Here is a 25,671-nt window from a genome sequence, read left to right as displayed (position 1 = left end):
TGTGGACAAACTTCTGATCGGGGGCCGCAAGCCCCTGGATGGCGAGATTCGCATTTCCGGCGCCAAGAACGCGGCACTGCCCATTCTGGCGGCCACGCTGCTGGCCGATGAGCCGGTAACCATCGGCAACCTGCCGCACCTGAACGACATCACCACCATGATCGAGCTGCTGGGCCGCATGGGCGTGGAGCTGATGATCGACGAAAAGATGAGTGTGGAAATTCACGCCAACACCATCAAGCACTTCCACGCGCCCTACGAGCTGGTGAAAACCATGCGCGCCTCCATCCTGGTGCTGGGCCCGCTGGTGGCGCATTTCGGCGAAGCGGAAGTGTCCCTGCCCGGTGGCTGTGCCATCGGTACCCGCCCGGTGAACCTGCACATCCACGGCCTGGAGCTGATGGGCGCAGACATCAAGGTGGAGAACGGCTACATCAAGGCGAAAACCAACGGTCGCCTGAAAGGTGCACACATCTTCATGGACACGGTTACCGTAACCGGTACCGAGAACCTGTTGATGGCGGCCACCCTGGCAGAAGGCAAGACCATTCTGGAAAACGCCGCCCGGGAACCGGAAGTGGTCGACCTGGCCGAATGCCTGATCGCCATGGGTGCAGACATCAAGGGCCACGGCACCGCGACCATCGAGATCAACGGGGTAGAGCGCCTGCATGGTTGCCACTACAACGTACTGCCGGACCGTATTGAGACCGGCACCTACCTGGTGGCGGCAGCGGCGACCGGTGGTCGGGTAAAACTGAAAGACACCCGGGAAGACCTGCTGGAAGCAGTACTGCTGAAGCTGGAAGAAGCCGGTGCGGAAATTACCACCGGCCCGGACTGGATCGAGCTGGACATGAAGGGCAAGCGCCCGAAAGCGGTCAGCCTGCGCACGGCACCGTACCCGGCGTTCCCCACCGACATGCAGGCCCAGTTTGCGGCCATGAATGCAGTGGCAGAAGGCACCGGTACGATCGTGGAAACCGTGTTCGAAAACCGCTTTATGCACCTGCAGGAACTGATCCGCATGGGTGCCGATATCACCCTGGAAGGCAATGCCGCCATCATCAAGGGCGTGGAGCATCTGACCGGCGCGCCAGTGATGGCCACTGACCTTCGGGCTTCTGCGAGTCTGGTGATTGCCGGGCTGGTTGCCGATGGCGATACCATCGTAGACCGCATTTATCACATAGACCGCGGCTATGAATGTATTGAAGAAAAACTGCAGCTGCTGGGCGCAAGTATTCGCCGTTTGCCGGCATAATTAACCAACGGGAAACCGGATAGATCCATGACAGATTCCATCACCATCGCCTTGTCGAAGGGACGAATCCTCGAAGAAACCCTGCCGCTGCTGGCGGAAGCCGGTATTGAGCTGGTGGACGACGTGAAAAAGTCCCGCAAGCTGGTGTTTCCGACCACGGATCCGAACGTGCGGGTACTGATTATCCGTGCCACGGATGTGCCCACTTACGTTCAGTACGGCGGCGCCGATCTGGGCGTGACCGGCAAGGATGTGCTGATGGAGCACGGTGGCGAGGGTTTGTACGAGCCTCTGGATCTGAACATTTCCCGCTGCCGGCTGATGACCGCCGGCAAGAAGGGCGAGCAGCCTTCGGCGGGGCGCATCCGCGTGGCCACCAAGTTTGTGAACCTGGCGCGGCGCTATTACGCGGCTCAGGGGCGGCAGGCGGATATCATCAAGCTTTACGGGGCGATGGAGCTGGCGCCGATTCTGGACCTGGCGGATGAGATTGTGGATATCGTGGATACCGGTAATACCCTGAAGGCCAACGGGCTGGAGCCGCGGGAGCTGATTGATTACATCAGCAGTCGGTTGGTGGTGAACCGGGCTTCCATGAAGATGAAACATGGGCAGATTAACCCCATTATCGAAAAGATGGCACTGGCTGTGGATCGCCGGCGTTCTGAAGCGGAGTAGGGCGTCCTTTTCAACTTGGGTGCTGTCAGCCCTTGGAAAGGCCTTCCCAAGGGCTTTTTTGAACTCTGTACATCGGACGCCGTCAGGTAGGCTCTTCCAAAAATTTGCGGAGCCATGGATGGCGGAGCAGAAGCGCCACATGGATGTGCCGCAGGAGCGGTTTTTGGAAGAGCCTACCTGATGGCGTGAGCTCCCAGGTTGAGAAGCTTTTTGTCGGTGGCCCGCAATTGCAGGCGGGTAATCCGGCAGCTGTGAGTAAACAATCCAACGCAGGATTTGAGATATGAACGACAAGATCACCAGGCTGAATACCACACAGGGCGACTTTGACAGTGCGCTGGCCAAGCTGTTGGCGTGGGATGACAGTGTTGACCATCAGGTGAATGAGTCGGTTCGGCATATCCTGCGTGAGGTGAAAACCCGCGGCGATGCGGCGGTTCTGGAGTTTACCGAGAAGTTTGACCGGTTAAAGGTTAACTCCATGGCGGAGCTGGAGATGGATCAGGGTCGTCTTCAGGAGGCTCTGGAGCGGATTCCCCAGGATCAGCGGGTGGCTCTTGAGAAGGCTGCTGAGCGGGTTCGGGATTATCATGAGCGGCAGAATCAGAAGTCCTGGCAGTATCAGGATGAAGACGGAACGATTCTGGGGCAGAAGGTGACGCCGCTGGATCGGGCTGGTTTGTATGTGCCGGGTGGTAAGGCTGCGTATCCATCGTCTGTGCTGATGAATGCGATTCCTGCCAAGGTTGCCGGGGTTGCCGAGGTGATCATGGTGGTTCCTACGCCGGATGGCGTGGTGAACGACATGGTGCTGGCGGCGGCGGCGATTGCGGGTGTGGATCGGGTGTTCACCATTGGTGGTGCCCAGGCGGTTGCGGCGCTGGCTTATGGCACGGAAACGGTGCCGTCGGTGGACAAGATTGTGGGCCCGGGGAACATTTTCGTGGCCACGGCCAAGCGGGAGGTGTTTGGTGTTGTCGGTATCGACATGATTGCCGGGCCTTCCGAGATTCTGGTGATCTGCGATGGCAAGACCGACCCGGACTGGATTGCCATGGATTTGTTCTCCCAGGCCGAGCACGATGAGCAGGCCCAGAGTATCCTGGTGAGTCCGGATGCGGATTTCCTGGATGCTGTGGAAGCGAGCATCAACAAGCTGCTGCCGACCATGGAGCGTGAAGACATCATTCGCACTTCCATGCTGGGCCGTGGTGCACTGATCAAGGTGGCTGATCTGAAAGAAGCTGCAGAGGTTTCCAACCGCATTGCGCCGGAGCACCTGGAGCTGTCGGTGGAAGACCCGCAGGCGATGCTGGACGACATCCGCCATGCCGGTGCCATTTTCATGGGCCGCTACACTGCAGAGGCTCTGGGCGACTACTGCGCGGGCCCGAACCATGTGTTGCCCACCAGCGGTACTGCCCGGTTCAGTTCCCCGCTGGGTGTATACGATTTTCAAAAACGATCGTCCCTGATTGGTTTTACTCCGGAAGGCGCTGACCGAATGGGGCGTGTGGCTTCTGTGTTGGCGCGCGGTGAAGGCCTTACGGCCCATGCCCGTTCAGCTGAGTACCGTATCAAAGACTGACCGATTCCTGCGGTGTCCTTGGGTGCTGCTGGTCCATCTGAATAGCTTGAGAGCCGGGTTGGTTGTACTGGAAGGTTCGAATAGCAGGGCAGGTAGGGCTTTCCAAAAATTTGCGGAGCCATGGATGGCGGAGCAGAAGCGCCACATGGATGTGCCGTAAGGAGCGGTTTTTGGAAAGCCCTACCTGCCCTGCGAAAACTCCCAAATAAATACAACCAACCCGGCTCCTGCACCATTTTGGAGTTCAAGAGATATGAGTAAATACTGGAGCCCGCTGGTCCGCGAATTGCAGCCGTATGTACCTGGTGAACAGCCAAAAATGGCTAATTTGGTGAAGCTGAACACCAACGAAAATCCGTTTGGTCCGTCGCCGAAGGTGATCGAAGCGATTCAAAAAGAGCTGAACGACAACCTGCGCCTATATCCGGACCCGGAAGGACAGGCGCTGAAAGAAGCTATCGCCGACTACCACGTTGATTTTGCGATCAACGCAAAGCAAGTGTTTGTCGGCAACGGCTCGGACGAAGTTCTGGCGCACATCTTCCAAGGGTTGCTGAAACACGACAAACCGATCCTGTTCCCGGATATCACCTACAGCTTCTATCCGGTTTACTGCGGCCTGTACCAGATCGAAAGTACGGTGATCCCGCTTACCGACAGCTTCGAGATCAACCCGGAAGACTACAAGCGCCCCAACGGTGGCATCATCTTCCCGAACCCGAACGCGCCGACAGGCCGTTACCTGGGCCTGCAACACGTGGAAGAGATCCTGCAAGCCAACCCGGACAGCGTGGTGGTGGTAGACGAAGCCTACGTGGACTTCGGCGGTGATACGGCGATTCGCCTGGTTAACCAGTATCCGAACCTGCTGGTTTGTCAGACCCTCTCCAAGGCCCGTTCGCTGGCAGGGCTGCGTGTTGGCTTTGCGGTGGGTAACGAAGAGCTGATCGAGGCCCTGAATCGGGTTAAGGACAGCTTTAACTCCTATCCGCTGGACCGCCTGGCGTTGGTTGGCGCCGTTGCTGCATTCGAAGACAAACAGTGGTTTGAAGATTCTTGTAGCGGTGTGATTCGTGAGCGGAAGAGAGTGACGGAAGAGCTTGAACAGCGGGGCTTTGAGGTACTGCCGTCTAAGGCAAACTTCGTGTTCGCTCGTCATCCTGACCACGAAGGTGCAGAGATCGCAGCAAAGTTGAGAGAGCAGGGCATCATCGTTCGCCACTTCAACAAGCCAAGGATCAGCGACTTCCTGCGAATCACCATTGGCACCAGCGATCAGAACAACGCTTTGATCAAGGGCCTCGGTTCCCTCGAGGCTGACTAGGGCGTACGCTGGCGTTCGGGTTTTGGTGTAAACGTAAGGGGCCGCAGGGACTTTCCGGAAACCGCTACAAGCACGTCCCTGTGCGCTTCTCTCCGGCCATCCATGGCCTACGAAATTTCCGGAAAGTCCCTGCGCCCCCTTACTCTCAGGCATCTTGCACGCCAGCTATACCTTAATCCAACTGAACCCAAGTTATGAGGTTTGTATGGCTAACAGAAACGACATCCTCGCCAGAATAAACGAATGGCTAGCGCCAGAAAATTTTCAGGACTATGCCCCTAATGGGCTGCAAGTTGAGGGCAGCGAGAATGTAGGCGTTATCGTTTCCGGTGTGACCGCATCACAGGCCCTGATCGACGAAGCCGTAAAACAAAACGCAGACATGATCCTGGTCCACCACGGCTATTTCTGGAAAGGTGAAGATCAGACCATTCGCGGCATGAAAAAGAACCGCATCAAGCAGCTTCTGGACAACGACATAAACCTCGTCGCCTACCACCTGCCACTTGATGACCACCCCGAGTACGGCAACAATCGCCAACTCGCCGATATACTTGGCATCCAGAATCCACGCCCAATGGGTGGATTAGTGTGGCAAGGTGAATTACCCGAAGCCATGTCATCCGAAAAGTTCGGCCTGCACCTCGCCAGAGCCCTGCACCGGCAGCCGCTTCACGTAGGCAATGGCCCGGAAATGATCAAGACTGTCGCCTGGTGCACCGGGGCAGCTCAGGGGTTCATCAACGCAGCTTTGGGTGCGGGTGTCGATGCCTACATCAGCGGCGAGATCTCCGAGCCGACGACTCACACGGCCAGAGAGTGCGGGATTCACTACTACGCGGCCGGCCACCATGCGACCGAACGGTATGGTGTTCAGGCTCTGGGCGAAGCATTAGCAAGGGAATTCGGAGTAATGCACCAGTTCATCGACTGCGATAACCCGGTGTAAATGACACGGCCCCTGAGCTGTTAGGGTCGGTCAGTCTGGGGAACGCCTCTCCAAAAATGTCGTAGGCCATGGATGGCCGGAGAGAAGCGCACATGGATGTGCTTGTAGCGGTTTTTGGAGAGGCGTTTCCCAGACTGGCCAGCCGCCAAACCCAGAAGGCTGGCGGATCCGAGGCGCCTAGTTCTAAGGCCTGTATCTACTCAGTAAAGAATCAGGCAGACCGCTTAGAACCATCCGCATTCAGGCCATAGTCCTCAGCCAAAGTACCCTTGGCTTCCGGATCAGACTTCGGCGCATAATCCCGAGGCGGCTCGGAAGGCTCAGCCTCGGAATGGCCAAGACGACCAGAAGAATCCTGCCCCAGCTCCTCCAGCCAGTCTTCATCATTGCACAGACGATTCGCGCCCCGGGCCATATGCTGATTCACATCCCGGTACGTATCGTTAAACCGCCGCAGCAAATGTGCAGACTCCATAAAGTGCTCATTCACCTGGGCCTGATACCGCGTAAACTCACTACGCAACTCATCAACCTGCTGCTCCGCCCGGCGCTGTCGCAACGAAGCTCCCTGGCCAGACCGGCCAAACATAAGCCCGATGACAATGCCAACCACCAACGCGACAACCGCCGCCACAATCAGGTTTGTCATATAAAAATCGTCCTTTCATTGCCTGCAAGTGAGCCATTCCTCATTCAAGGAGTATAACCCCCCGAACGGATGTATCCCATGCCGAAACACTGCGCCAATCGTCTTATTGCCCCGGCGCCTGTGCGGCGTGGCGAAAAAACGTGAAATAAGCGACAATACTGCGCCCGAAAATCCACCTAGCAGGCAGGAAAATCCTGATGACAGAAGCCATGTCCTCCGAAACCGTCGCGAACCTGACCCCTTGGCAACGCTACCAAAAGGATCTTGAGCGCCCGGACTTTCACAAGGATCCGGCCCAGGAAGATGCCGTAAAGCGCCTGCAGGCACTGTACGACAAACTGGTGGAGGCCGAAAGCGAACGCAGCAAGGGCGGCCTGTCCAAGCTCCGCCGCAAACTGAAGAAGGGTAAGGAAGATCCGGTAAAAGGCCTGTACTTCTGGGGCGGCGTTGGCCGTGGTAAGACCTACCTGATGGACACCTTCTTCGAGGCGCTGCCGTTTGATCGCAAAATGCGTGTGCACTTTCACCGCTTTATGCAGCGGGTGCACAACGAGCTGAAGCAGCTCAAAGGCGAGAAGAACCCGCTGGAAATGGTCGCCAAGAAATTCGCAGACGAAACCCGGGTTATCTGTTTTGACGAATTCTTTGTGTCCGACATCGGCGACGCCATGATCCTCGCCACCCTGATGGATGGCCTGTTCAGCCGGGGTGTTACCCTGGTGTGTACCTCCAATATCGTGCCGGACGGGCTGTATAAAGACGGCCTGCAGCGGGCCCGTTTCCTGCCAGCCATCGCCCTGGTGAAACAGCATACCGATGTGGTGAATGTCGACGGTGGTGTGGACTACCGGCTTCGTACCCTGGAGCAGGCGGAGCTCTACCACTGCCCGCTGGACGACCAGGCCGATATCAGCCTGCGTAACAGCTTCGATGCCCTGGCGGTAGAAGCGGCAAAGCACAGCAAAACCATGGAAATCAACGGCCGCAAAATCCCCGCCGAAGCCCATGCAGACGACGTGGTCTGGTTCGATTTCAAAGCCGTGTGCGACGGCCCCCGCAGCCAGAACGACTACATCGAAATGGCCCGCCAGTTCCACGCCATCATCATCAGCAACGTGCCGCAGCTGGGCAAGAACAACGACGACCAGGCCCGCCGGTTTATCAACATGATCGATGAGTTCTACGACCGCAACGTAAAAGTCATCATCTCCGCCGCCGCGCCCATCACCGAGCTGTACACCGGCGGCAGGTTGAGCTTCGAGTTCGAGCGCACCGAATCGCGGTTGCTGGAAATGCAGTCCCGGGAGTATCTGGAAGCACCGCACAAGCCTTAAAGAGCCATTCGGCCACGGACACTCGTGGCCGCTCTACCCAAGCTTCGCCCTTAGTCATTCCGAAGTGGTTGCACTCCCGAATCTTGTCTATAGTGAGGGAGTGCGAGAACACCATGAACGGAGAGTGACTGCAAAATCATACTTTTGACTGATCAAAGCCCCCACAGGCCTTGGATATAGTGCAAGCATCACGGCACTGTAAGTACAGCCGCCAGGACAAAAACACCAGAACAACCGAGCAGCGACTCAGAACAACAACGGAGTAGCCTTCCAATGACAAGAAAAACTCAACCGTGGCAGCGTTGGACCAAGTTACCACTGGCCGTAGCCATAGCCGCCGGCGTATCCACACCGGCCTCCGCCATTTCGTTTTACATGGGCGATGTAGAAGCTCAGTTCAACACGACGTTGTCTGCGGGTGCCTCCTGGCGGACCGAGGATGCGGACAATCGATTGTTGGCACCCCACGACAGGCCAGCAGGGGCGCCGGTGACCGATTATGCTTCTACCAACAACTACGATGACGGTAACCGGAACTTCGATAAAGGGGACACCGTTTCCAAGATTGTTAAAGGCAACAGTGAGCTGTTTCTTGATTACAGCGTTGACTCCAACTATCTGACCCGTGTGGGTGCCCTTGTTCGCGGTCGTTATTGGTATGACTTTGAGCTCAAGGACGAAGGTCGGCGTTACGTTGAGCTGAACGACGAGGCTAAGGCAAATGCCTCCGGTGGCGAACTGCTGGATGCCTATGTATTCACAGACTGGTATCTGGGCGACATACCGGTCAGTGCCCGCTACGGCAAACAGGTGGTGAGCTGGGGTGAGAGTACCTATATCCAGGGCGGTATCAACACCATTAACCCGGTAGATATTCCTGCCTTCCGTGCTCCCGGTGCCCAGCTGAAAGACGCGCTGCTGCCGGTTGAAATGTTCTATATGTCAGCCGGTATTACCGAGAACATCACAGTTGAAGGCTTTGTACAAGCAGACTGGGAAAAGGTTCGCATAGATGACTGCGGAACCTTCTTTTCTACCGTAGATTTCGTGGCCGATGGTTGTGGCCCGGTGTTCCTCACCGGTGCTGCATCAGAAGCTGCTAACCTGGCGTCAGGGCTGGTTATTGCGAGGGAAGGTGATCGCGAGCCAGATGCGAAAGATCAGTTTGGTGTCGCTATGCGTTGGTATGTGCCGGCTCTTAACGATTCCGAACTCGGCTTTTACTACATCAAGTACCACAGCCGTTTACCGTACATCAGCGGCCGTACTAATGGTGGCGAAGACAACCCGAACTTCCCTAATTATTTCATTGAGTATCCGGAAGATATCAACCTCTATGGTCTCAGTATCAACACCACTACCCCGGGTGGTTGGTCGCTCGGTGCAGAATACTCGTATCGTGACAAGATGCCGATCCAGTGGAACGCGTTTGAGCTGATTTATGGTGGTCTTCAGGCGCCCTTCAGTTTGCTCTATGCTCGTGATGAGGAAAAAATTGCCGCAGAGAACAATGGCAATACCGATGGTGTAGCGGTATCTGGATACGATCGTTACGGTGTATCCCAAGCACAGATGACATTGATTAAATTCTTCGATCAGGTCATGGGTGCAAGCCGGATGTCCCTGGTGGCGGAAGTGGGTGCAACCTATATCCATGACCTGCCGGGCAAGGATGAAGCTCGATATGGTCGCTCGGGTACTTTTGGTTTGGGGGCAACTCCGAGCGCAGCCTGTGAAACCAATAACATCAACCCCGAAAACTGCACCAACGATGGCTTCGTAACCTCCTTCTCCTGGGGCTACCGTACCAACCTGTCCTGGGAATACCCGAACGCCATCGCTGGCATTAACCTGACTCCGTCTGTTTTCTGGAGCCACGATATCAAAGGCTACGCCCCGCAACCTGGCGGTGCCTTCAACGAAGGCAACAAAGCCATCGGTTTGTCTCTGACAGGCGTATACCAGAACAAGATCACCGGCAACATCGGTTATACCAACTACTTCGGTGGCAAGCCGTATAACGAAATGACCGACCGGGATTTCGTGAGCGCGAGTGTTTCCTACTCCTTCTGAACCGGACCGAATTCGTTTAACGAGGTAACCTAAATGAAACTGAACAAGAAACTACTGGCCACCGGCGTTCTGACTGCAAGTTTGTTTGCAGGCCAGGCTTGGGGCGCGGTTTCTGCCCAGGAAGCAGCCAAGCTGGGTGATACCCTCACCCCGATGGGTGCGGAGAAAGCCGGCAACGGCGGCGACATTCCGGCCTGGGACGGCGGGCTTTCCACGCCTCCGGCCGGATACAAGGGGGACGGCATTTACGTGAACCCCTTCGCCGGTGAGCAACCGAAGTTTGTTATCGACCGGAGCAATGTCGACCAGTACGCAGACAAGCTGTCTCCGGGCCAGGTCGAGATGATCCGCAAGTACGATAACTACAGGATTCCGGTATATCCGACACATCGTACCGCTACTTATCCGAAGAAGATCATGGATGAGACCGTAGCGAATGCGACCAAGGCAGAACTGGTGTCCGGCGGTAACGGTATCGACAACTACCAGGACGCCACCCCGTTCCCGATTCCCCAGAACGGCCTGGAAGTGATCTGGAACCACATTACCCGTTACCGGGGTGGCTCGGTGCAGCGTAACGTGGGTCAGGTAACTCCTACCGCGGGCGGCGACTTCTCTGTGGTGAAGTTCCAGGAAGAACTGGTGTGGAACAGTTATCTGACCGACTACAAGCCGGGTAAAGACGATAACGTCCTGTTCTACTTCAAACAGTCCATCACCGCGCCGGCGCGCCTGGCGGGTAACGTACTGCTGGTTCACGAAACCCTGGACCAGGTAGCCGAACCACGCCGTGCCTGGTTGTACAACGCTGGCCAGCGCCGTGTTCGCCGTGCGCCCCAGGTTGCCTATGACGGCCCGGGTACCGCGGCTGATGGTATGCGTACCTCAGACAACCTGGACATGTACAACGGTGCTCCGGACCGCTACAACTGGGAGCTGATTGGCAAGAAAGAGATGTACATCCCGTACAACTCCTACAAGCTGCTGGATCGTGGCCTGAGCTACGACGAGATTATCCAGCCTGGCCACATCAACCAGGACCTGGCCCGCTACGAGCTGCACCGTGTGTGGCATGTGCGCGCCACCCTGAAAGAGGGCGAGCGCCACGTCTACGCCCAGCGTGACTTCTACATCGATGAAGACACCTGGCAGGCTTCTGTGATCGACCATTACGATGGCCGTGGTGAGCTGTGGCGTGTGGGCGAAGCACATGCGGTTCAGATGTATGACCAGGACGTTCCCTGGTACGCCATCGAAGCACTGTACGACCTGCTCTCTGGCCGCTACCTGGCACTGGGCCTGACCAACGAGGAGAACACTCCGTACTCCTTCGACGTTGAGCGCCAGTCCCGCGATTTCACTCCGGCGGCTCTGCGCCGGGCTGGAACTCGCTAACCGGCCACACGTAATCGGTTGAGAAAGGCGGGCCAGCGATGGCTCGCCTTTTTTTTGTGAGCGCTATCACATTACTGCGCTGGAAAATCGTCACTAACCCCGTTTAGCCCCGCCAATTTTTTGCAGCCAGACCCCGCTTTGGTTTACTCTCGAGGCCAATCTCTAATACTAAAGGTGTAATCGGGGCCGTGAGTGAAATCCTTTAACGAAGGCAACGCCGCCAACGACGAGTTTCAGGGCGCCAATACCAGCCTGCAAAATGGCGAGCTGGTTCGGGATTTACTGGAGCACCGGCTTCAGTTGCCGGCCATTCCAAAAGATCACCAGCCCCGCCCCGCGCTTTCCAAACAGATCCTGGATAGCCTCGCGCCCCGCTCCCTGTTGATGCTGGAAGCGCCCTGCGGCTACGGCAAAACCCACAGCCTGGTCAGCGCCCTGAGCGAGGGTGCCAGTGAGTTTGACCGGATTCGCTGGGTTACCCTGAATGCCGGCGACAACGCGCCGTCCCGTTTATTATCCCTCATCGCCATGGCGCTGGATTTGCCGCAGTCCCTGCACCCCGGCAATCAGGGCGGTGGAACGTTTGAAGACAACCTGGCCGTTATGCTGGTGGCCAAGGGTCGGCTGGAGCAGCAAGGCCGGGATGTGCTGGTACTGGATAACCTGCACCACCTGACCAATCCTGCGGTGGGCGGGCTGCTACAGCAGCTTGTCTGCGATATGCCGGGCAACCTGTCGGTAGCCTTTACCTCCCGGCTGCCGTTGCCGTTCGAATGCCACACCCTTGAGCTGGAAAACCGTTACCAATGTGTTGGCCGCGAGAGCCTGGAATTCACCCGCTCGGAAACCTTTGCCTACTTCCAGGACGCCCGGCCGGACAGCCTGATTACCAGTGTCGCCATTGATCATCTGTATAGCCTCACCGAAGGCTGGCCTACACCGCTGGCCCTGTACCGGCGGGAGCTGCTGCGCAGTCCGGAACGCCGGCCGATGCAGGAAACCGCCTCCGTTGAACGCTTCCTGAAAGGCTCGGTGCTGGGGCAGATGGCGCCCGGCCAGATGAATTCGCTGCGCATGATGGCGGAGCTGGACGGGGTGTCGGATGAACTGTTTATCGCCCTGCAGGCATCGGTTGGCGACTCGGGCATGCTGCCGTCCGTTGCCTGTGAAAAGGGCTTGCCCCTGCAGCCGGTATCCGGCCGTGGCCGCTGGTATCGCCTCAATCCGTTACTTCAGGCCTGGCTGAAAACACCGGCACTGGGTGGTTACAACACTCGCATGCTGCTGGCCAGCCGCTGGTTCGGGCAGCGCAACCAGTTTCCGGAGGCATTGAAGTACGCACTGCTGTCCGGAGATGCCGAAGAAGTCGTGCGCATTGCCTCTGAGGGCACTGAAGCCCTGTTGCTGGGGCAGGACACCGCATCGCTGCTTACCCTGCGTAAACACCTGCCGGCCGGCTTGCTGGAGCGCAGCGCGCGATTACGCATTGTTTACAGCTGGGTTCATGCCATTGGCGGACAGTTCCACCAGGCCCGGCAGTTGCTCGAAGGCTTCTCGCCGGAAGACCGGGAACAGCAGGAAGCCCGTATTTATGCCCTGAAAGCCTTTATCCTGCGGGGCGAAGGCTACGTGCAGCCAGCCCTGGCCATGGCAGACAAGGCGCTCGCTGCCGGAGGCTTATCACCCCAGGCCCAGCTGGTCACCCAGATTGTTCGTGCCAGCGCCTTGTGTGCCGCCGGCAAATTTCATGAAGCCCGGGACGCCAACCGCGCCGCGGCCAAGCTGGCCCGGGAAGCGGGAGACTCCGGTTCCGAGGCGCTGGCGGTTTACGCCCACGCCCGCATTGAGCTGGGCAAGGGCGCGCTCGGGCATGCCGAGCAGCTGCTGAGAACCGGCCTGGACACCGCCATGCACGAACTCAGCCGCCCGGCGCGCATAGGCGAAACCCGGCTGGAACTGAACCTGGTGCTGGTGCTGTGGCATCAGGGCCGGTTGGACGAAGCCGACCGCCTGTTGGTAAGTTGCTCCCGCCATGCCGAACAGACCCGGGACCTGGGCCTGTTGCTGGCCATGGCCCTGAGGGTGCTGATGTGTAAAGCCGAGGGCCGGCTGGAAGATGCCTTTGTGTGGATTGGCCGGGCAGAGCGGGCCATGCACGCCTGGCAGGTGGATGAATCCCTGTACGTGCCGGTACTGGAAGCCTTGAAGGCCAGCTGCTGGTTATCCCATGGCCAGACAGAAAGTGCCGCCCAGGCCATCGAAAAGCTTCAGCCGTATCGACAGGGTGGTTGCGTGCCGGAATTATTCCCCATGATGCCGGGGCTGATGGACTGCCTGCAGGTTCGGGCGGACATGGCCAGCGGTGACCTTGTTCGTGCCAGGGAGCAGCTGGACGCCGTTCTGGGCCGTTACGGCGATACCTTGCCCTGGGGGCTGGAGCTGCACGTTGGCCTGCTGAGTGCTGTCCTGCTGCAACAGGAGAAAGGTTTGCCGGCCGCCAGGAAACAGCTGGAGCAGGTGATTCGCCAGGCTGCCAGCGAGCGCTTTATCAGCCCGTTTGCGGAGCTGGTCAACGAACTCACACCACTGATGCAGAAATGCTTCCGGCAATTACCGGAAAACGCCTTCAATCGGGATTTGGGCCAGCTGTTTGGTCTCAACAATGCGCCTGTCGCCACCGAGACCCTTGCTGAACCCATCAGCGACCGGGAGCAGGGCGTGCTGGAGCTGATTGCCCAGGGCTTGTCGAACCAGGAGATCGCAGACAAGCTGCACATTTCCCTGCACACCGTGAAAACCCACGCCCGCCGGATCAACGCCAAGCTGGATGTGAAATCGCGAACCCAGGCCATTGTCCGGGCTCGTGAGCTGGGCATCCTGTAATCAGGCGCCCGCTTTCAGCTCCTCGATGCGGGCGTCTTTCTCGGCCCAGATCTCGCTCACCCAGCGCTGGAAGTCTGCCCGCAGCTCCCGGTTACCTTCGTAATCCATGCCCAGAAAACGCTCCGGCACTTCCCGGGTGCGGATATCGATGATAATCCGGCGCACCTTGCCGCTCAGGTAATCCCAGATCCCGGGCCGTCCGTCCGGGTACACAATGGTCACATCCAGCATGGTGTGGATCATCTCGCCCATGGCGCCGAACACAAACGCGGTGCCGCCGGCCTTCGGCTTCAGCAGGTTCTTGTAGGGGGAATTCTGCCGGGCGTGCTTTTCCGGGGTAAAGCGGGTGCCTTCCATAAAGTTAAAAATGGTCACTGGGGTGTAGCGGAACTTCTCACAGGCCCTGCGGGTGGCTTCGATATCCTTGCCCTTCAGCTCCGGGCGCTTTGCAATCTGTTCCTTGGTGTGCCGGTGCATGAAGGGGAAGTCCAGCCCCCACCACGCAACCCCCAGCAGCGGCACCCAGATCAGCTCCTTTTTCAGGAAAAACTTCAGCAAAGGAATCTTGCTGTTCAGGGCGTACTGGATGGCGGTGATGTCGGTCCAGCTCTGGTGGTTACAGGTTACGAAGTACCAGTGCTTCTTGCTCAGCTCCCGGACGCCGCGAACATCCCACTCAATCTTGTGGAACAGGTCCGCCAGGGTGTTGTTGAAGCCAATCCAGTACCAGGCAATCAGGTTCACCATCCGTGTGCACAGGGTACGCACCAATTTCACCGGAATAATCAGTTTGATGATGGCGAACAGCAGCAAAAACGGCAGGAAAATGAGGGTGTTCAGCAGGATAAGCAAAACCACCAGGACCCCTTTCAACGGGGCGGGCAAAAAGTCCAGCATGGGAAAGTCTCGTCAGTCCAGTTGAGCCCGGAATTGCTTGTCGTAGAATTCCAGGTTGTTGTAGCGAATCATGGCGCGGATCTCTTTTATATATTCCTCGCCCCTTTCGGAATAGCTCAGCAGGCCTTGTGCCAGGGCAATGCCGGAAAAAGCATCACCGTCGGCCCGGGCCGCTGAGCGTATCGACCGCAGCGGCTGGTAGGCAGGGTGCCGGTTCAGATTCTGGATGTAAGAGCGCACAGAATAATAAGGCGACGAAAACTTTGCCACCTCATGGTTGGCCCCTTCAGGGCGGCTCAGCGGCACCAGCCCGCAGCCACGGGTAAAACACCACTGGCCAAACAGGTTGTTGCCCTCGGTGGCAAAGCGGGAAGTGCCCCAGGCAGATTCATTGGCGGCCTGGGCCATAATCAGGGACGGAGGAATCACATCCAGCTTTTCCGTGAGTTGCTCAAACTGTTTGGGGCTGCCGTTCTTCGCCTCAACTCTCAGCCGGTCCGCCTGCCGTTCCAGCCACTCCAGCTCATCGTCAGCCAGCTCGTCTTTGCCAGAGAGGGATTGCAGGTATTCCCGCTCCAGCAGAATGCGGTTGTTGGCCAGTTCAATGCGAGGGTAAAGAAACGAGAAAAAGGCGGCCTTCTTTTCGGTGGTGTCCTGGTACCCGGAAAAATCCGGCAGGCCGTCGGCGGTCCATTCAGGCAACTTGGGCAGGGAGCCCAGGGCAATGTCGGTGTCTTCACTTTCCGGGGCTTCGGGGGAGTACAAAGCACCGGCAATTGCAAATAACACCAGGGGAACACACAGCAAAAGTGCCCGGGAGATTAACGTCATAAAACCTCTCGCCAAAATCGATATGGCTGGAATTATAACAGGTTATACGGCTTACTCCTGTTCACTGAGCTGCGGGTGATTCCGGAATGAGTGTCGCGATCAGCAAGCCGGTGCGTAATTCCGGGCCGGTGTTGTCTTGAGCTACCAGGAAGATCTGGTCACCGGATTTGGTGTAGAAGCCGTTCAGAACCAGCTCGCCTCCCGCCAGTTGGATGGTGCCGTTGCCACCGGGTGTCACGGTGAACCCAAGGTCGAGCAACTCATTTTCCGGAGTGCCGACCGCGTTCTCTGTGATGGTATGGCTAACCCGGTAGCTGGCGGCGGTAAGGTCTGCGCCGGTTTCGGATAGAGTGAGCGTTCCTCCGGCCACCTGGTACAGCTGGTTCTGGTTGGTATCCAAAGCGATCATCGTGCCCTGAACCCGGTAATCGCCGGTAACGGGGGCGGCCAGGGAGGTTGTTTTGCCGGCGATCACCAGGCCATCGCCAAGTCCCGCGTCGTCGAGATTGAACGCCAGCAAGGAACCATCGGGTGTCGCTGCGCCAAGACCCAGCGGCGGCTCGCTTTCGGCACAGCTGCGGCACAGGGCCAGCCGGCCAATATCCTTGGGGCCGGAACTGAGTTGGGCGGGCCGGTTGGCAATGTTCCAAGTGTCGGTCACGGCTAAAGACGCTCCTGCACCCGCAGCCCCCGTGTTGTCACGGTAGATGGCCGCGTTATTTGTGGTCAGTGCCCCATCAGCGCCGCCCAGCTCACCATAGCCGGTCTCGAAGGTAAGCGGATTGCTGCCGCCAAACTGGGCAGTCAGATACACCAGGTTGTAATCGCTTTCGGTAATGCCGGCCATGTCGAAGGCTTCGCTGCGCAACAGGTGCAGCTCCAGCACGGAGAGATACTGTTCTTCCAGGGTTTCCTGGCGCTTCAGCTTGCCGTCTGCATCCGCCAGGGCGATGGCCTTGCCGGCGGTAAAGTAACTGCCCAGCACCCGGTCCGGGCTTTGGTTTTCATTGCCAGGGGCGGAGGTGAAGGCATCCATGAAATAGGGATTGCGGGTCCAGCCATTGTTGGCGCTGCCCGGTTCATCGGTAATGCTCTGGTACAGGGCGCGGCCGGCCAGCAGGCGGGCAGGGTCGGAGCCGTCTTCTGAGGGCGGTGTGAGAGTGGCCGCTCCCGGTGAGCTGGAATGGCTGTTCCGGGTCCAGCCGGTTTCCCGGGAGAACTGGTGGCCGTCCGGATTGGTAAAGCCGTGAACCAGGGTGCTCCGGTCATAGGGAATATCGGTGGCCAGGGAGGTCACGTTGATATTGAAGGCCTCGAAGGAGGTGAGGGTCAGGGCCGGGTACAGAAATGCCCCGCCAAGGTCTTCTTCCTGTGCGGTACGAGCACCCCACTGGCCGGCACCGGGGAAGCGGGCATCACGGAAAGTCGGGCCCAGCTCCAGCCCCAGAAACACCGAGTTGTAATCTGCGGAGCTGGCGCGGATGGTGCCAGACGCATTCGGGCCTAGCAGAGCATAGTCTGCCATCTGCTCAATATAGCCGGCGAAATCTGCCCGCCCGGCCAGCGTACTGACGGCAGCATCCAGCGTCAGGTTGCCGGCAATATCAATCTCGAAATCGTGCACCTGGTCGGCCAGGCTGGACCACACATACTTGTTCAGGCACAGGGCGCCGCCCCGGTCGTTCACGCAGTCCATCACTGCCTGGAATTCTGTGGAGGAGTAACCGCCAAGTCCGTTTTGCACCAGGTAATGGGAGAAGGGGTTTACCTTCACATCCCGGTCTGAATCGGCTGCCAGGGCTTTCATCGCAATGGTTTGGCCGCCGCCGGAATAGCGGGCTTCAATCACCACATCCGGGCCGATGGGCTGGCCGTCCGGAAAGGCCACAATCCAGTGGCCGTCTTCACCAGTGCTGGTGCTATAGGGCACGGTGCCGAGGTTTTGCCCGCCCTGGTTGCTCCGGTACACCTGCACCTGGTCCGGAATCACGATTCTCAGGTTGCGCCGGGTTTGTTCCGCATCCGGGGCATAAAAGGCGGGCACCTCCATGGTGATTCGGACTTCGTTGGCTTTCAGGCCGGCGGTATTGCCGGAGTCGCCGGTGCTGCCGGGGTTAAAGTCGTCCAAGGCGTTAACGGTATTGCCAAAACGGTTGGGAATCTCGCGGGCGCCATCAATGGCACTGTCACCACCGCCGCAGGCGGTCAGTAGGAAGGGCAGGGCAAGGGCAGGAATCAGGCGACATTTCATGCAAGGCAATCCGGATGATGTATCTCGGCACAGCCTAGCAGCAAAACAAAGGGGAGAGCGTGAAAGCGGGCACGAATCGGCCACCCGGCATCAAACCGGGCGGCCGCAAGGCGGGTATCAGAAGAAGATCTTCATACCGGCCATCACGCCTTCGTCCAGGTTGATATCCGGAGAGCCGCGGAAATCCAGTTCGGTGTTCAGGTAACGGTAACCGGCGAACACTTCTGCGTTGCGGATTACACGGTAGCTGCCGCGCAGTTCTACGCTGGTCATGTCGTCTGAATCACCGAAAGACAGAATGCTCGGGGCGTAGTGCAGGCTGCCGGAAACCGACAGGCCCGGTACATCCGGGATGTTTACCGTGGCAAAGCCACCAAGGCCCACAGCGCCGCCGTCTACCTGGTCGTCATCCCAGGCGATGCCGCGCAAACCAATGCCAGCGGTGGTAGGCAGGTTGCCAAGGGCGGTGCGGCCCTGGGCGTGGAAGTCCACGTTGCCGATGTGGCGGCTGCCTTCGTGATAGGTGTAGCCAGCGCCCAGCTGCAGTTCGTCCTGGGTGCCGAAGAAGTTTACCTGGCCCTTAACGGAATCGTTGGTCAGGCTCAGGTCCAGGTCGCTGGCGAATACCGGAGCGGCAGCCAGGGACAAAGCGAGGGCAGAGATGCGGGTAATCTTCATGATGACACCTTTGTTGCTTTCATTTTAATTCGGAGGGAATGGTAAACACCTGCGCGCGGCGCCACAACTTAAATGGCTGTAAGTCGTTGTTAAGGGGTGATGGCGAGTGATCAGGCGCGAGCTTAGTCTGTACTGGCCGCGGCCTGGCAATACTGGTCCAGCACCGCCCGCAACATCTCCATGTTCACCGGCTTGGCTACGAAGGAGTCCATGCCCGCCGCCCGGCATTTTTCCTCGTCTTCTTCCATGGCGCTGGCGGTCAGGGCCACCACCGGTATCCGGGGTTTGTGGTTGTCCCGCTCCCACTGGCGCAGCCGGCGGGTGGCTTCAAAACCGTCTACCCGGGGCATCACGCAGTCCATCATGATCACATCATATTGGTGGGTCTGGTACAGGGAGGGCGCGGCTTCGCCATCGTTGGCGGTCATCACCTGGCAGCCCAGTTTCTCCAGCAGGCGGCGGGTGAGGGTGCGGTTAACCGGGTTGTCTTCCACCAGCAACACCTGCATACAGCCGCAGGCCAGCTCCCTGCGTACGGAGCCGGTGTGGTTGATGGATTGCAGGGAAAAGCGGGTCAGGAACCGGCGTTCCTGCTGCTCTGCATCCGCAAACAGCTGGTTCAGAATCGGAATCAGGTAAGACTCCCGCAGGGATTTGCTCAGGAACGCATCGGCCCCGGCCTGGCGGAAATGTTCGGCATCGCCCCGCTGGGGGTTGGACGAGAGAATCAGCAGGCGCATATCCTGCCACTGCTGGTTGCCGCGAATCTGGCGGCACAGCAGGTCGCTGTCCATATCCGGCACAAAGCCGTCCAGAATGATTGCATCGTAGGGCGTGCCCGCATCAAAGGCCTGGCGCAGAAAGGTAAGCGCCTCGCCCGCCGAGCGTACCGCCTCAATGTGAACCTCGTGGCGGGACAGCATTTCCAGGGTAATCTTGCGGGACAACTCATAGGAATCCGCTACCAGAATGCGCTTGTGATGCACCTTTCGGGAATCCGGACGTACCCGGGCCGCGCTGTCTGCCGCTTCCGGCAGGCTGATTTCCGCCCAGAAGGTGGAGCCTTCACCGGGGCGGCTTTCCAGGTCCAGCGAGCCGCCCATCAGCCCGATCAGCTGCCGGCAGATGGTCAGCCCCAGCCCGGCTCCCGGGGTCTGCCGCTGGAACTGCTGGCCCAGCTGCACGTAGGGCTCATAAACCAGCGGAACATCTTCCGGGTTAATGCCCACGCCGGTGTCTTCCACGGCCAACCGCAGGCGTACCTTGTCGCCCCGCCGGCCCAGCACTTCAATGCTGATCAGCACATGGCCGGAATCGGTAAACTTGATGGCGTTGGACAGCAGGTTCAGCATCACCTGGCGAATACGTACCGGATCACCCACCAGCGCCCAGGGCAGGTTCTCATCTACTCGTACTTCCAGCGCCAGGCCTTTCTCCCGGGCACGGCTGCCGAGCATGTGGATGAGGTCGTTCAGGGTTTCCCGCAGGTCGAACGGAATGGCTTCCAGTTCCATCTTGCCGGCTTCCATGGCCGAGATATCCAGCAAGTCGTTAATGATGGCAGAGAGGTTTTCCGACGCGCCCAGCAGGGTGTTCACATACTCCCGCTGTTCCTGGTCCAGCGGCGTGTCGGTCAGAAGGTTGGCGTAACCGAGCACGGATTGCAGGGGAATGCGCAACTCGTGGCTGACGTTGGCCAGGAACTGGTTCTTGGCATGGTTGGCGCGGATGGCTTCGTCGCGTTCGTCACGGGATTTCAGGGAGTCCTGGCGCAGGGAACGGGTGTCTTCCAGGATCTGCAGGCGCATGCGGTTCAGGGCCTGCTCCAGTTCTGACAGTTCATCCGGCCGTTTGGGGGCCTTGCGGCGCAGTTTCAGCGGGTCTACCAGGGCGTCCAGATTCAGCTTGGCGGCGTAATCCGCCATGGTTTCCAAGTGCCGGAACAGGGTGAGGCGTACAATCAACAACAGGCCCAGGGTGCCCAGCATCACCACAACAGACTGGAACCAGAGATTGTGCAGTGCCTGGCCCAGCACCTCGTCATAGAACTGCTGGAACGAGGATACCTTTGAAAGCTCGCCATACATCTGTGCACCGGTGGCTACCAGCGACAGCACCACGCTGTACAAAAGCACCCAGGCCAGCAGCCGCAACGCCAGCGGGCGAACACCTAAACGCTTGATAAACCGCTTGGAAGGCAAAGGCACAAGTTCCCTGTGTCGACTACAAAATCACTCGCGGCAGTTTAGCAGACAGATACCACTTCCACACGCACGGCAGCGCCCTCGTTTACAAAACGAAAACGAACGTTCAGATCGTACAGATGTGCGCCGTAAATGCGCTCTTCATCCCGGCCCCGGCGGAAAGACGGGCGGGGGTCGTAGCTCACCACATCTTCAATCAGCCCGCGCAAATCCGGGTAATCGGCCGGGGGCAGGGAAGCCAGTTGTGCGTCGGCCTCCGGGGTGAAACTGACCGGCAGGCGCTGCAAGGGTTCTTCCTCTGCCCAGCCCAGGGAAGCCTCCGGCAGCGCATCGGCAAAGGGCAGGTAGGGTTTGATATCCAGGATCGGTGTGCCTTCAATCAGGTCGTGGTCGCTGATCTTCAGCACCAGCCGACCGTTGTGCCTGTCCAGGCCTTCATTTTTTACCACCGACAGGCCCAGGCTGTTAGGCCGGAACGGCGAGCGGCTGGCGAACACGCCCATTTTCTTGTTGCCGCCTAATCTGGGCGGGCGCACCACCGGCCGCCACTCCGCCCGCACGGCTTCGTGGAACTGGAACACCAGCCACAGGTGGCTGGCGGATTCCAGGCCACGGAAGGCGTCTTCCCGGTCGAACGGCGGTTCAATCACCAGGCTGGCGTGGGCATTCCTGGTGAGGCCGGGCTGGCGCGGCACCCCGAACTTGTCCTGAAAGCAGGAGCGGGTGTAGGCAATCGGGGTAAGGGTGAGGGCTTCCGCAGCGGGTTTGCTTTTGTGGCGGGGTCTAGTCACGGCTGATGGTTCCGGAGAAATACATTTCGATACGCAATACCACCGAGGCCCGGTCCTGGAAGCTGTCTTCCCGGGGGAATTCCAGGGCCGGCACCACCTCGGCGAACAGCCAGTCTTCGTACATGCGATAACGCCAGGTGAAGTCCGCAAAGTAGGACGTGGTGCGCCAGGACGGCTGGCTCTCGCCCAGAACGCCTATGCGGGGCGTAACCACCGACCGGTTATTCAGGCGCTTGCGCACACTGAAAATCTGCGCCGCATCGAACCGGCGTTCATCGTGAATCCACTCAAGTTCTGACGACGCAAAAAAATGCCAGCCATTATTCACCGGCCGGTCCCAGCCCATCCAGGAGCGGGCGCCCCAGCCTTCGGTGTGGTAGTAGTAAACCCGTTGTTTGAGGTTGAACGCCCAGTCTTCATCGATTCGCCAGCCCTTGCTGGCGGTCGTGCGCCAGAAGGCTTCCGGGGGCAGCCGCAGCCGGCCGCCGATATCCGTGGACAGGTTGATCGCATCGCCCACCTGGGTCAGGTAGCGCAGGGCACCGGTGGTTTCGGTTTCGGTACGCTCGGGCTCGGTTAAAGTGCGGTCTCGCTCCCGCTCGGCCAGGGGGATCAGTTCCTCGCTTTCGCTTTCCACCACCAGTCGCAGCCTTTCCTCGGCCGTGGGTACATCCAGCCGGAACCGGGCTTCCGGCTCGAAACTGGCCAGGTCGCTGTATTCCGATTCTGCGGCAAACCCCAAGCGAAGGTAGCTTTCATTGTTTGGGAGCACGTGGCTTGAGCCAGACAGGGTCTGGTCTGCCCACGCGCCCATGGACTGAACGTTGACCCCGTGCCGGCGTTCCTGGCGAATCACCCAGTTACTGAAATCCAGCCACCAGGAATCCTCCGGCTCGGCCCAGTATTCATCGGGATCAAAGGTATAGAAAGACGCCGGCAGGTGATAGGGCGACAGCACTTCGGACACCGGCGCCGCTTGCATATTGAACACCGGCTCGCCGCCACGGGCTGTGGGTGCCAGAACCGCGCCGAAGGCCAGGAACGAGACAAAAAACGAGGTATAACGCAGCCGAAGCTCCTTAACTGAATTCAGCCAGCAAACGGTTATGCAGCTCACAAACCTGAAGCTCCACGTTATCCAGCGGGCGGTTATTATCAATAATAGCGCTTGCCAGCGCCCGCCGCTCGTCCCGGCCCAGTTGCGCCGCCATAATCCGCTCCACCTGTTCCCGGGAATTGGCGTCGCGGGCCATAGTGCGCTCCAGCTGCACCTCCTCCGGCACATCCACCACAATCAACTGCTCAACCAGCTGATGTTGATTGGTTTCCAGAAGTAGGGGAGATACCAGCAGAACATAAGGTAACGGATAATCGCCGGAGTTGCCCTTAGCCGAAAGGCTGGGAGGGTTATGCAGCTGGCGAACCAGCTCCTCCCGAATCACCGGGTGCAACAACTGCTCTAGCCACTCCCGCTCCGCAGGTTCCGCAAACACCCGCTCCCGCAACCAGGCGCGGTTCAGCGAACCATCCGCCTGCAACACCTCAGCACCAAAATGCTCTGCAATTTGCGCCAACGCCGGCTGCCCCGGTTCTACAACTTCACGGGCTACGTTATCGGCATCCACCCAGTGCACGCCCAGTTCGCCAAATAGCCGCGCCACGGTGGATTTTCCGGAGCCGATACCGCCTGTTAAGCCAATAACCCTCACGCATCAAACTCCCAAAAAGCCAAACCAGAAGCGCTGAATCTCTGCCCCAAACCAAAGTCCCAACAACCCGGCAGCCGCCAGATAAGGCCCAAACGGAATCGGCACCTCACGCCCGTGCTTCTTAAACACCATCAGCGCAATACCAACCACAGCCCCCACCAGGGACGACAACAAAATCACTGCCGGCAACAACTGCCATCCCAGCCAGGCCCCAAGCGCCGCCAGCAACTTGAAATCCCCGTGGCCCATACCTTCCTTGCCGGTGGCCAGCTTGAACAACCAATACACCGACCAAAGCGACAAATACCCCGCCACAGCACCCCAGAAGGCGCTCTCGAAATCCGTCAGCACGCCAAAATAATTCAGCACCAGGCCCAGCCACATCAGCGGCAGGGTTATGCTGTCTGGCAGTAACTGGGTATCAAAATCAATTACCGTTAACGCCACCAGCGCCCATACCAGCAACAAAGCCCAGAGCGCGGCTTCCGTCGGCCCCAGCAGGAGCACCGTAACTACCGAAAACGCTGCGGTAACGGCCTCAATCAGAGGGTAACGAACCGAAATCCGGGATTTGCAGGAAGAGCACTTGCCGCCCAGCAACAACCAACTCACCACCGGAATATTCTCCCAGGCCCGAATCCTGTGGCTGCAGGAAGGGCAGGTGGAGGCGGGCTTGGAAAGGGTGATCGTTTCTTCTTTCTTACGCTGCGCCTCCGGAACCTCCAGGAACTCCTCGCACTGGCAACGCCAGTCCTGGTGCATCATTTTGGGCAGGCGCAGGATGACCACGTTCAGGAAACTGCCGATGCAGAGGGAGACGAGGGTTACGGTTAGGTAGAGGAGCCAGGGGGTGTTGAGGAATACGTCTAGAGAGGGCATTCAGGAACTCATTGGAAATGTTGTGGGAATGCCTGCTCCCCAAAAGAAGCGGGGAGCAGGAACGGGCCGGTGTTTAGCCGACAACCTGACCCATCTGGAAGATCGGCAGGTACATGGCAATGATCAGGCCACCTACCAGCACACCCAGAACCGCCATGATCATAGGCTCCATCAGGGCGGTCAGGTTGTCTACCATGTCATCCACCACCGCCTCGTAGTGCTCGGCAACCTTCTGCAGCATTTCATCCAGGTTACCGGATTCTTCACCAATAGCTGTCAGCTGCACCGCCATTACCGGGAAGATGTCCTGCTGGCGCATGGAAGCCTGTAGCTGGGTACCGCTGGAAACATCGTTCTTGATACGCTGGATGGCATCCCGGTAAACCGCGTTACCGGTGGCGCCGGCTACGGAATCAAGGGCATCTACCAACGGCACACCGGCTGCGAAGGTGGTGGATAGTACCCGGCCGAATTTGGCTACGGCGGATTTGTCCAAGATTTCCCCAACGATAGGCAGCTTAAGGACGTATTTGTCGATCAAGTCGGAGAACTTTTGAGATCGGCGTCTGGATTCCTTAAACAGAAATATCGCACCGACGATACCGAGCAGAACGATAAACCACCAAGCTTGAAGCCATTCGGATATTCGTATTACAAATTGCGTGAACACCGGTAGTTCCGCCCCAAAGCCACTAAACAGCGACTCAAACTGCGGAACAACCTTAACTAGCAGAATTGCCGTGACCACGATTGCAACGACGACAACCGCTATCGGGTAGGTCATGGCCTTTTTGACTTTTTTCTTGAGAATCTCAGTTTTTTCAAGATAAGTCGCAATTCGGTCCAGCATGGCTTCCAGTGCACCGGCCTTCTCACCGGAATCCACCAGGTTGCAATACAAATCATCGAAGTATTTCGGGTGCTTGCGCAAAGACGCAGCAAAGCCGGAGCCGGAAGAAATGTCATTCCGGATGGTTACCACCAACTCCTGCAGGCCCTTGTTCTCAAGCCCATCGGCCACAATGTCAAAGCTCTGCACCAGAGGCACACCGGCTTTCATCATGGTGGCCAGCTGCCGGGTGAGCATGGCAATGTCGAACGGCGTAATCTTCTTACTGCCGCCGAACAACGGCTTGGGCTTTTTCTTGACCTTGTCCGGAATCATACCCTGCTTACGCAGTTGGGCTTTGGCCAGGGCAATACTGGACCCCATAATCTCGCCCTTGGATGCATTGCCTTTCCGGTCTTTACCTGCCCAAACGTACGTTTCCAGCCTATGTGATTTTTGTGCCAT

General features: G+C 58.4%; 20 protein-coding genes. 9 read left to right on the top strand and 11 right to left on the bottom strand.

The window, feature by feature from the left end; genetic code table 11:
* The first annotated feature begins 1 nt into the window (after position 1).
* The 5 genes from murA (at position 2) to AQ621_RS09695 (ending at position 5,803) form a co-directional block, all read left to right on the top strand.
* On the top strand, positions 2–1,264 hold the full coding sequence (gene murA / locus AQ621_RS09715; RefSeq protein WP_058341293.1) for a UDP-N-acetylglucosamine 1-carboxyvinyltransferase: 1,263 nt from the start codon (positions 2–4) through the stop codon (positions 1,262–1,264).
* A gap of 27 nt (positions 1,265–1,291) precedes the next feature.
* Complete coding sequence (gene hisG / locus AQ621_RS09710) at positions 1,292–1,942, top strand: ATP phosphoribosyltransferase (RefSeq protein WP_058341292.1); 651 nt, start codon at positions 1,292–1,294, stop codon at positions 1,940–1,942.
* A gap of 283 nt (positions 1,943–2,225) precedes the next feature.
* On the top strand, positions 2,226–3,530 hold the full coding sequence (gene hisD / locus AQ621_RS09705) for a histidinol dehydrogenase (protein WP_058341291.1): 1,305 nt from the start codon (positions 2,226–2,228) through the stop codon (positions 3,528–3,530).
* A 253-nt stretch (positions 3,531–3,783) separates the two neighbouring features.
* The gene (hisC, locus tag AQ621_RS09700) at positions 3,784–4,854 is read left to right on the top strand and encodes a histidinol-phosphate transaminase (protein WP_058341290.1); all 1,071 of its coding nucleotides are present in this window, start codon (positions 3,784–3,786) and stop codon (positions 4,852–4,854) included.
* Positions 4,855–5,059: 205 nt separating this feature from the next.
* Entirely contained in the window at positions 5,060–5,803 is a 744-nt protein-coding gene (locus AQ621_RS09695) for a Nif3-like dinuclear metal center hexameric protein (RefSeq protein ID WP_058341436.1), read from the top strand.
* 211 nt (positions 5,804–6,014) lie between these two features.
* On the opposite strand, the gene AQ621_RS09690 is transcribed toward AQ621_RS09695, so the two are convergent.
* Positions 6,015–6,452 carry a Z-ring associated ZapG family protein gene (locus tag AQ621_RS09690; RefSeq protein ID WP_022990657.1) on the bottom strand — a complete coding sequence of 146 codons (438 nt, stop codon included), beginning with the start codon at positions 6,450–6,452 and terminating at the stop codon, positions 6,015–6,017.
* Between the two features lie 233 nt (positions 6,453–6,685).
* Here AQ621_RS09690 and zapE point away from each other — a divergent pair, with 233 nt between their 5' ends.
* From zapE to AQ621_RS09670, 4 genes are all read left to right on the top strand, one after another.
* The gene (zapE, locus tag AQ621_RS09685) at positions 6,686–7,786 is read left to right on the top strand and encodes a cell division protein ZapE (protein WP_208618749.1); all 1,101 of its coding nucleotides are present in this window, start codon (positions 6,686–6,688) and stop codon (positions 7,784–7,786) included.
* 273 nt (positions 7,787–8,059) lie between these two features.
* Entirely contained in the window at positions 8,060–9,859 is a 1,800-nt protein-coding gene (locus AQ621_RS09680; protein WP_058341289.1) for a DUF1302 domain-containing protein, read from the top strand.
* A 33-nt stretch (positions 9,860–9,892) separates the two neighbouring features.
* Positions 9,893–11,254 (top strand): DUF1329 domain-containing protein, encoded by a 1,362-nt coding sequence (locus tag AQ621_RS09675; RefSeq protein WP_058341288.1) that lies wholly within the window; start codon positions 9,893–9,895, stop codon positions 11,252–11,254.
* Positions 11,255–11,446: 192 nt separating this feature from the next.
* Positions 11,447–14,137 (top strand): LuxR C-terminal-related transcriptional regulator, encoded by a 2,691-nt coding sequence (locus AQ621_RS09670; RefSeq protein ID WP_058341287.1) that lies wholly within the window; start codon positions 11,447–11,449, stop codon positions 14,135–14,137.
* Here AQ621_RS09670 and AQ621_RS09665 read toward each other — a convergent pair whose 3' ends face one another.
* From AQ621_RS09665 to AQ621_RS09620, 10 genes are all read right to left on the bottom strand, one after another.
* The gene (locus AQ621_RS09665; RefSeq protein ID WP_058341286.1) at positions 14,138–15,034 is read right to left on the bottom strand and encodes an acyltransferase; all 897 of its coding nucleotides are present in this window, start codon (positions 15,032–15,034) and stop codon (positions 14,138–14,140) included.
* A gap of 12 nt (positions 15,035–15,046) precedes the next feature.
* Entirely contained in the window at positions 15,047–15,865 is an 819-nt protein-coding gene (locus tag AQ621_RS09660) for a glucosaminidase domain-containing protein (protein WP_082641019.1), read from the bottom strand.
* A 61-nt stretch (positions 15,866–15,926) separates the two neighbouring features.
* Positions 15,927–18,116 carry a hypothetical protein gene (locus AQ621_RS09655; protein WP_058341285.1) on the bottom strand — a complete coding sequence of 730 codons (2,190 nt, stop codon included), beginning with the start codon at positions 18,114–18,116 and terminating at the stop codon, positions 15,927–15,929.
* Positions 18,117–18,233: 117 nt separating this feature from the next.
* A complete protein-coding gene (locus AQ621_RS09650) occupies positions 18,234–18,794 on the bottom strand; it encodes a YfaZ family outer membrane protein (protein ID WP_058341284.1) in 561 nt (186 codons plus the stop codon).
* Between the two features lie 122 nt (positions 18,795–18,916).
* A complete protein-coding gene (locus tag AQ621_RS09645) occupies positions 18,917–20,995 on the bottom strand; it encodes a response regulator (protein ID WP_058341283.1) in 2,079 nt (692 codons plus the stop codon).
* A 44-nt stretch (positions 20,996–21,039) separates the two neighbouring features.
* Positions 21,040–21,789 carry a tRNA (N6-threonylcarbamoyladenosine(37)-N6)-methyltransferase TrmO gene (gene tsaA, locus AQ621_RS09640; protein ID WP_082641017.1) on the bottom strand — a complete coding sequence of 250 codons (750 nt, stop codon included), beginning with the start codon at positions 21,787–21,789 and terminating at the stop codon, positions 21,040–21,042.
* On the bottom strand, positions 21,782–22,906 hold the full coding sequence (locus AQ621_RS09635; protein WP_227508292.1) for a hypothetical protein: 1,125 nt from the start codon (positions 22,904–22,906) through the stop codon (positions 21,782–21,784). The genes tsaA and AQ621_RS09635 overlap by 8 nt, the downstream gene beginning before the upstream one ends.
* Positions 22,869–23,498, bottom strand: a complete 630-nt coding sequence (coaE, locus tag AQ621_RS09630) for a dephospho-CoA kinase (protein WP_058341282.1) — start codon at positions 23,496–23,498, stop codon at positions 22,869–22,871. The genes AQ621_RS09635 and coaE overlap by 38 nt, the downstream gene beginning before the upstream one ends.
* 3 nt (positions 23,499–23,501) lie before the next feature.
* Positions 23,502–24,377 carry a prepilin peptidase gene (locus AQ621_RS09625; protein ID WP_058341281.1) on the bottom strand — a complete coding sequence of 292 codons (876 nt, stop codon included), beginning with the start codon at positions 24,375–24,377 and terminating at the stop codon, positions 23,502–23,504.
* Positions 24,378–24,450: 73 nt separating this feature from the next.
* Complete coding sequence (locus AQ621_RS09620; RefSeq protein WP_058341280.1) at positions 24,451–25,671, bottom strand: type II secretion system F family protein; 1,221 nt, start codon at positions 25,669–25,671, stop codon at positions 24,451–24,453.

This window comes from Marinobacter sp. P4B1 (assembly GCF_001447135.1).
Lineage (GTDB): Bacteria > Pseudomonadota > Gammaproteobacteria > Pseudomonadales > Oleiphilaceae > Marinobacter > Marinobacter vinifirmus.
The sequence above is the reverse complement of the archived record's forward strand: the minus strand, read 5'-3'. Positions and strand labels throughout refer to the sequence as shown.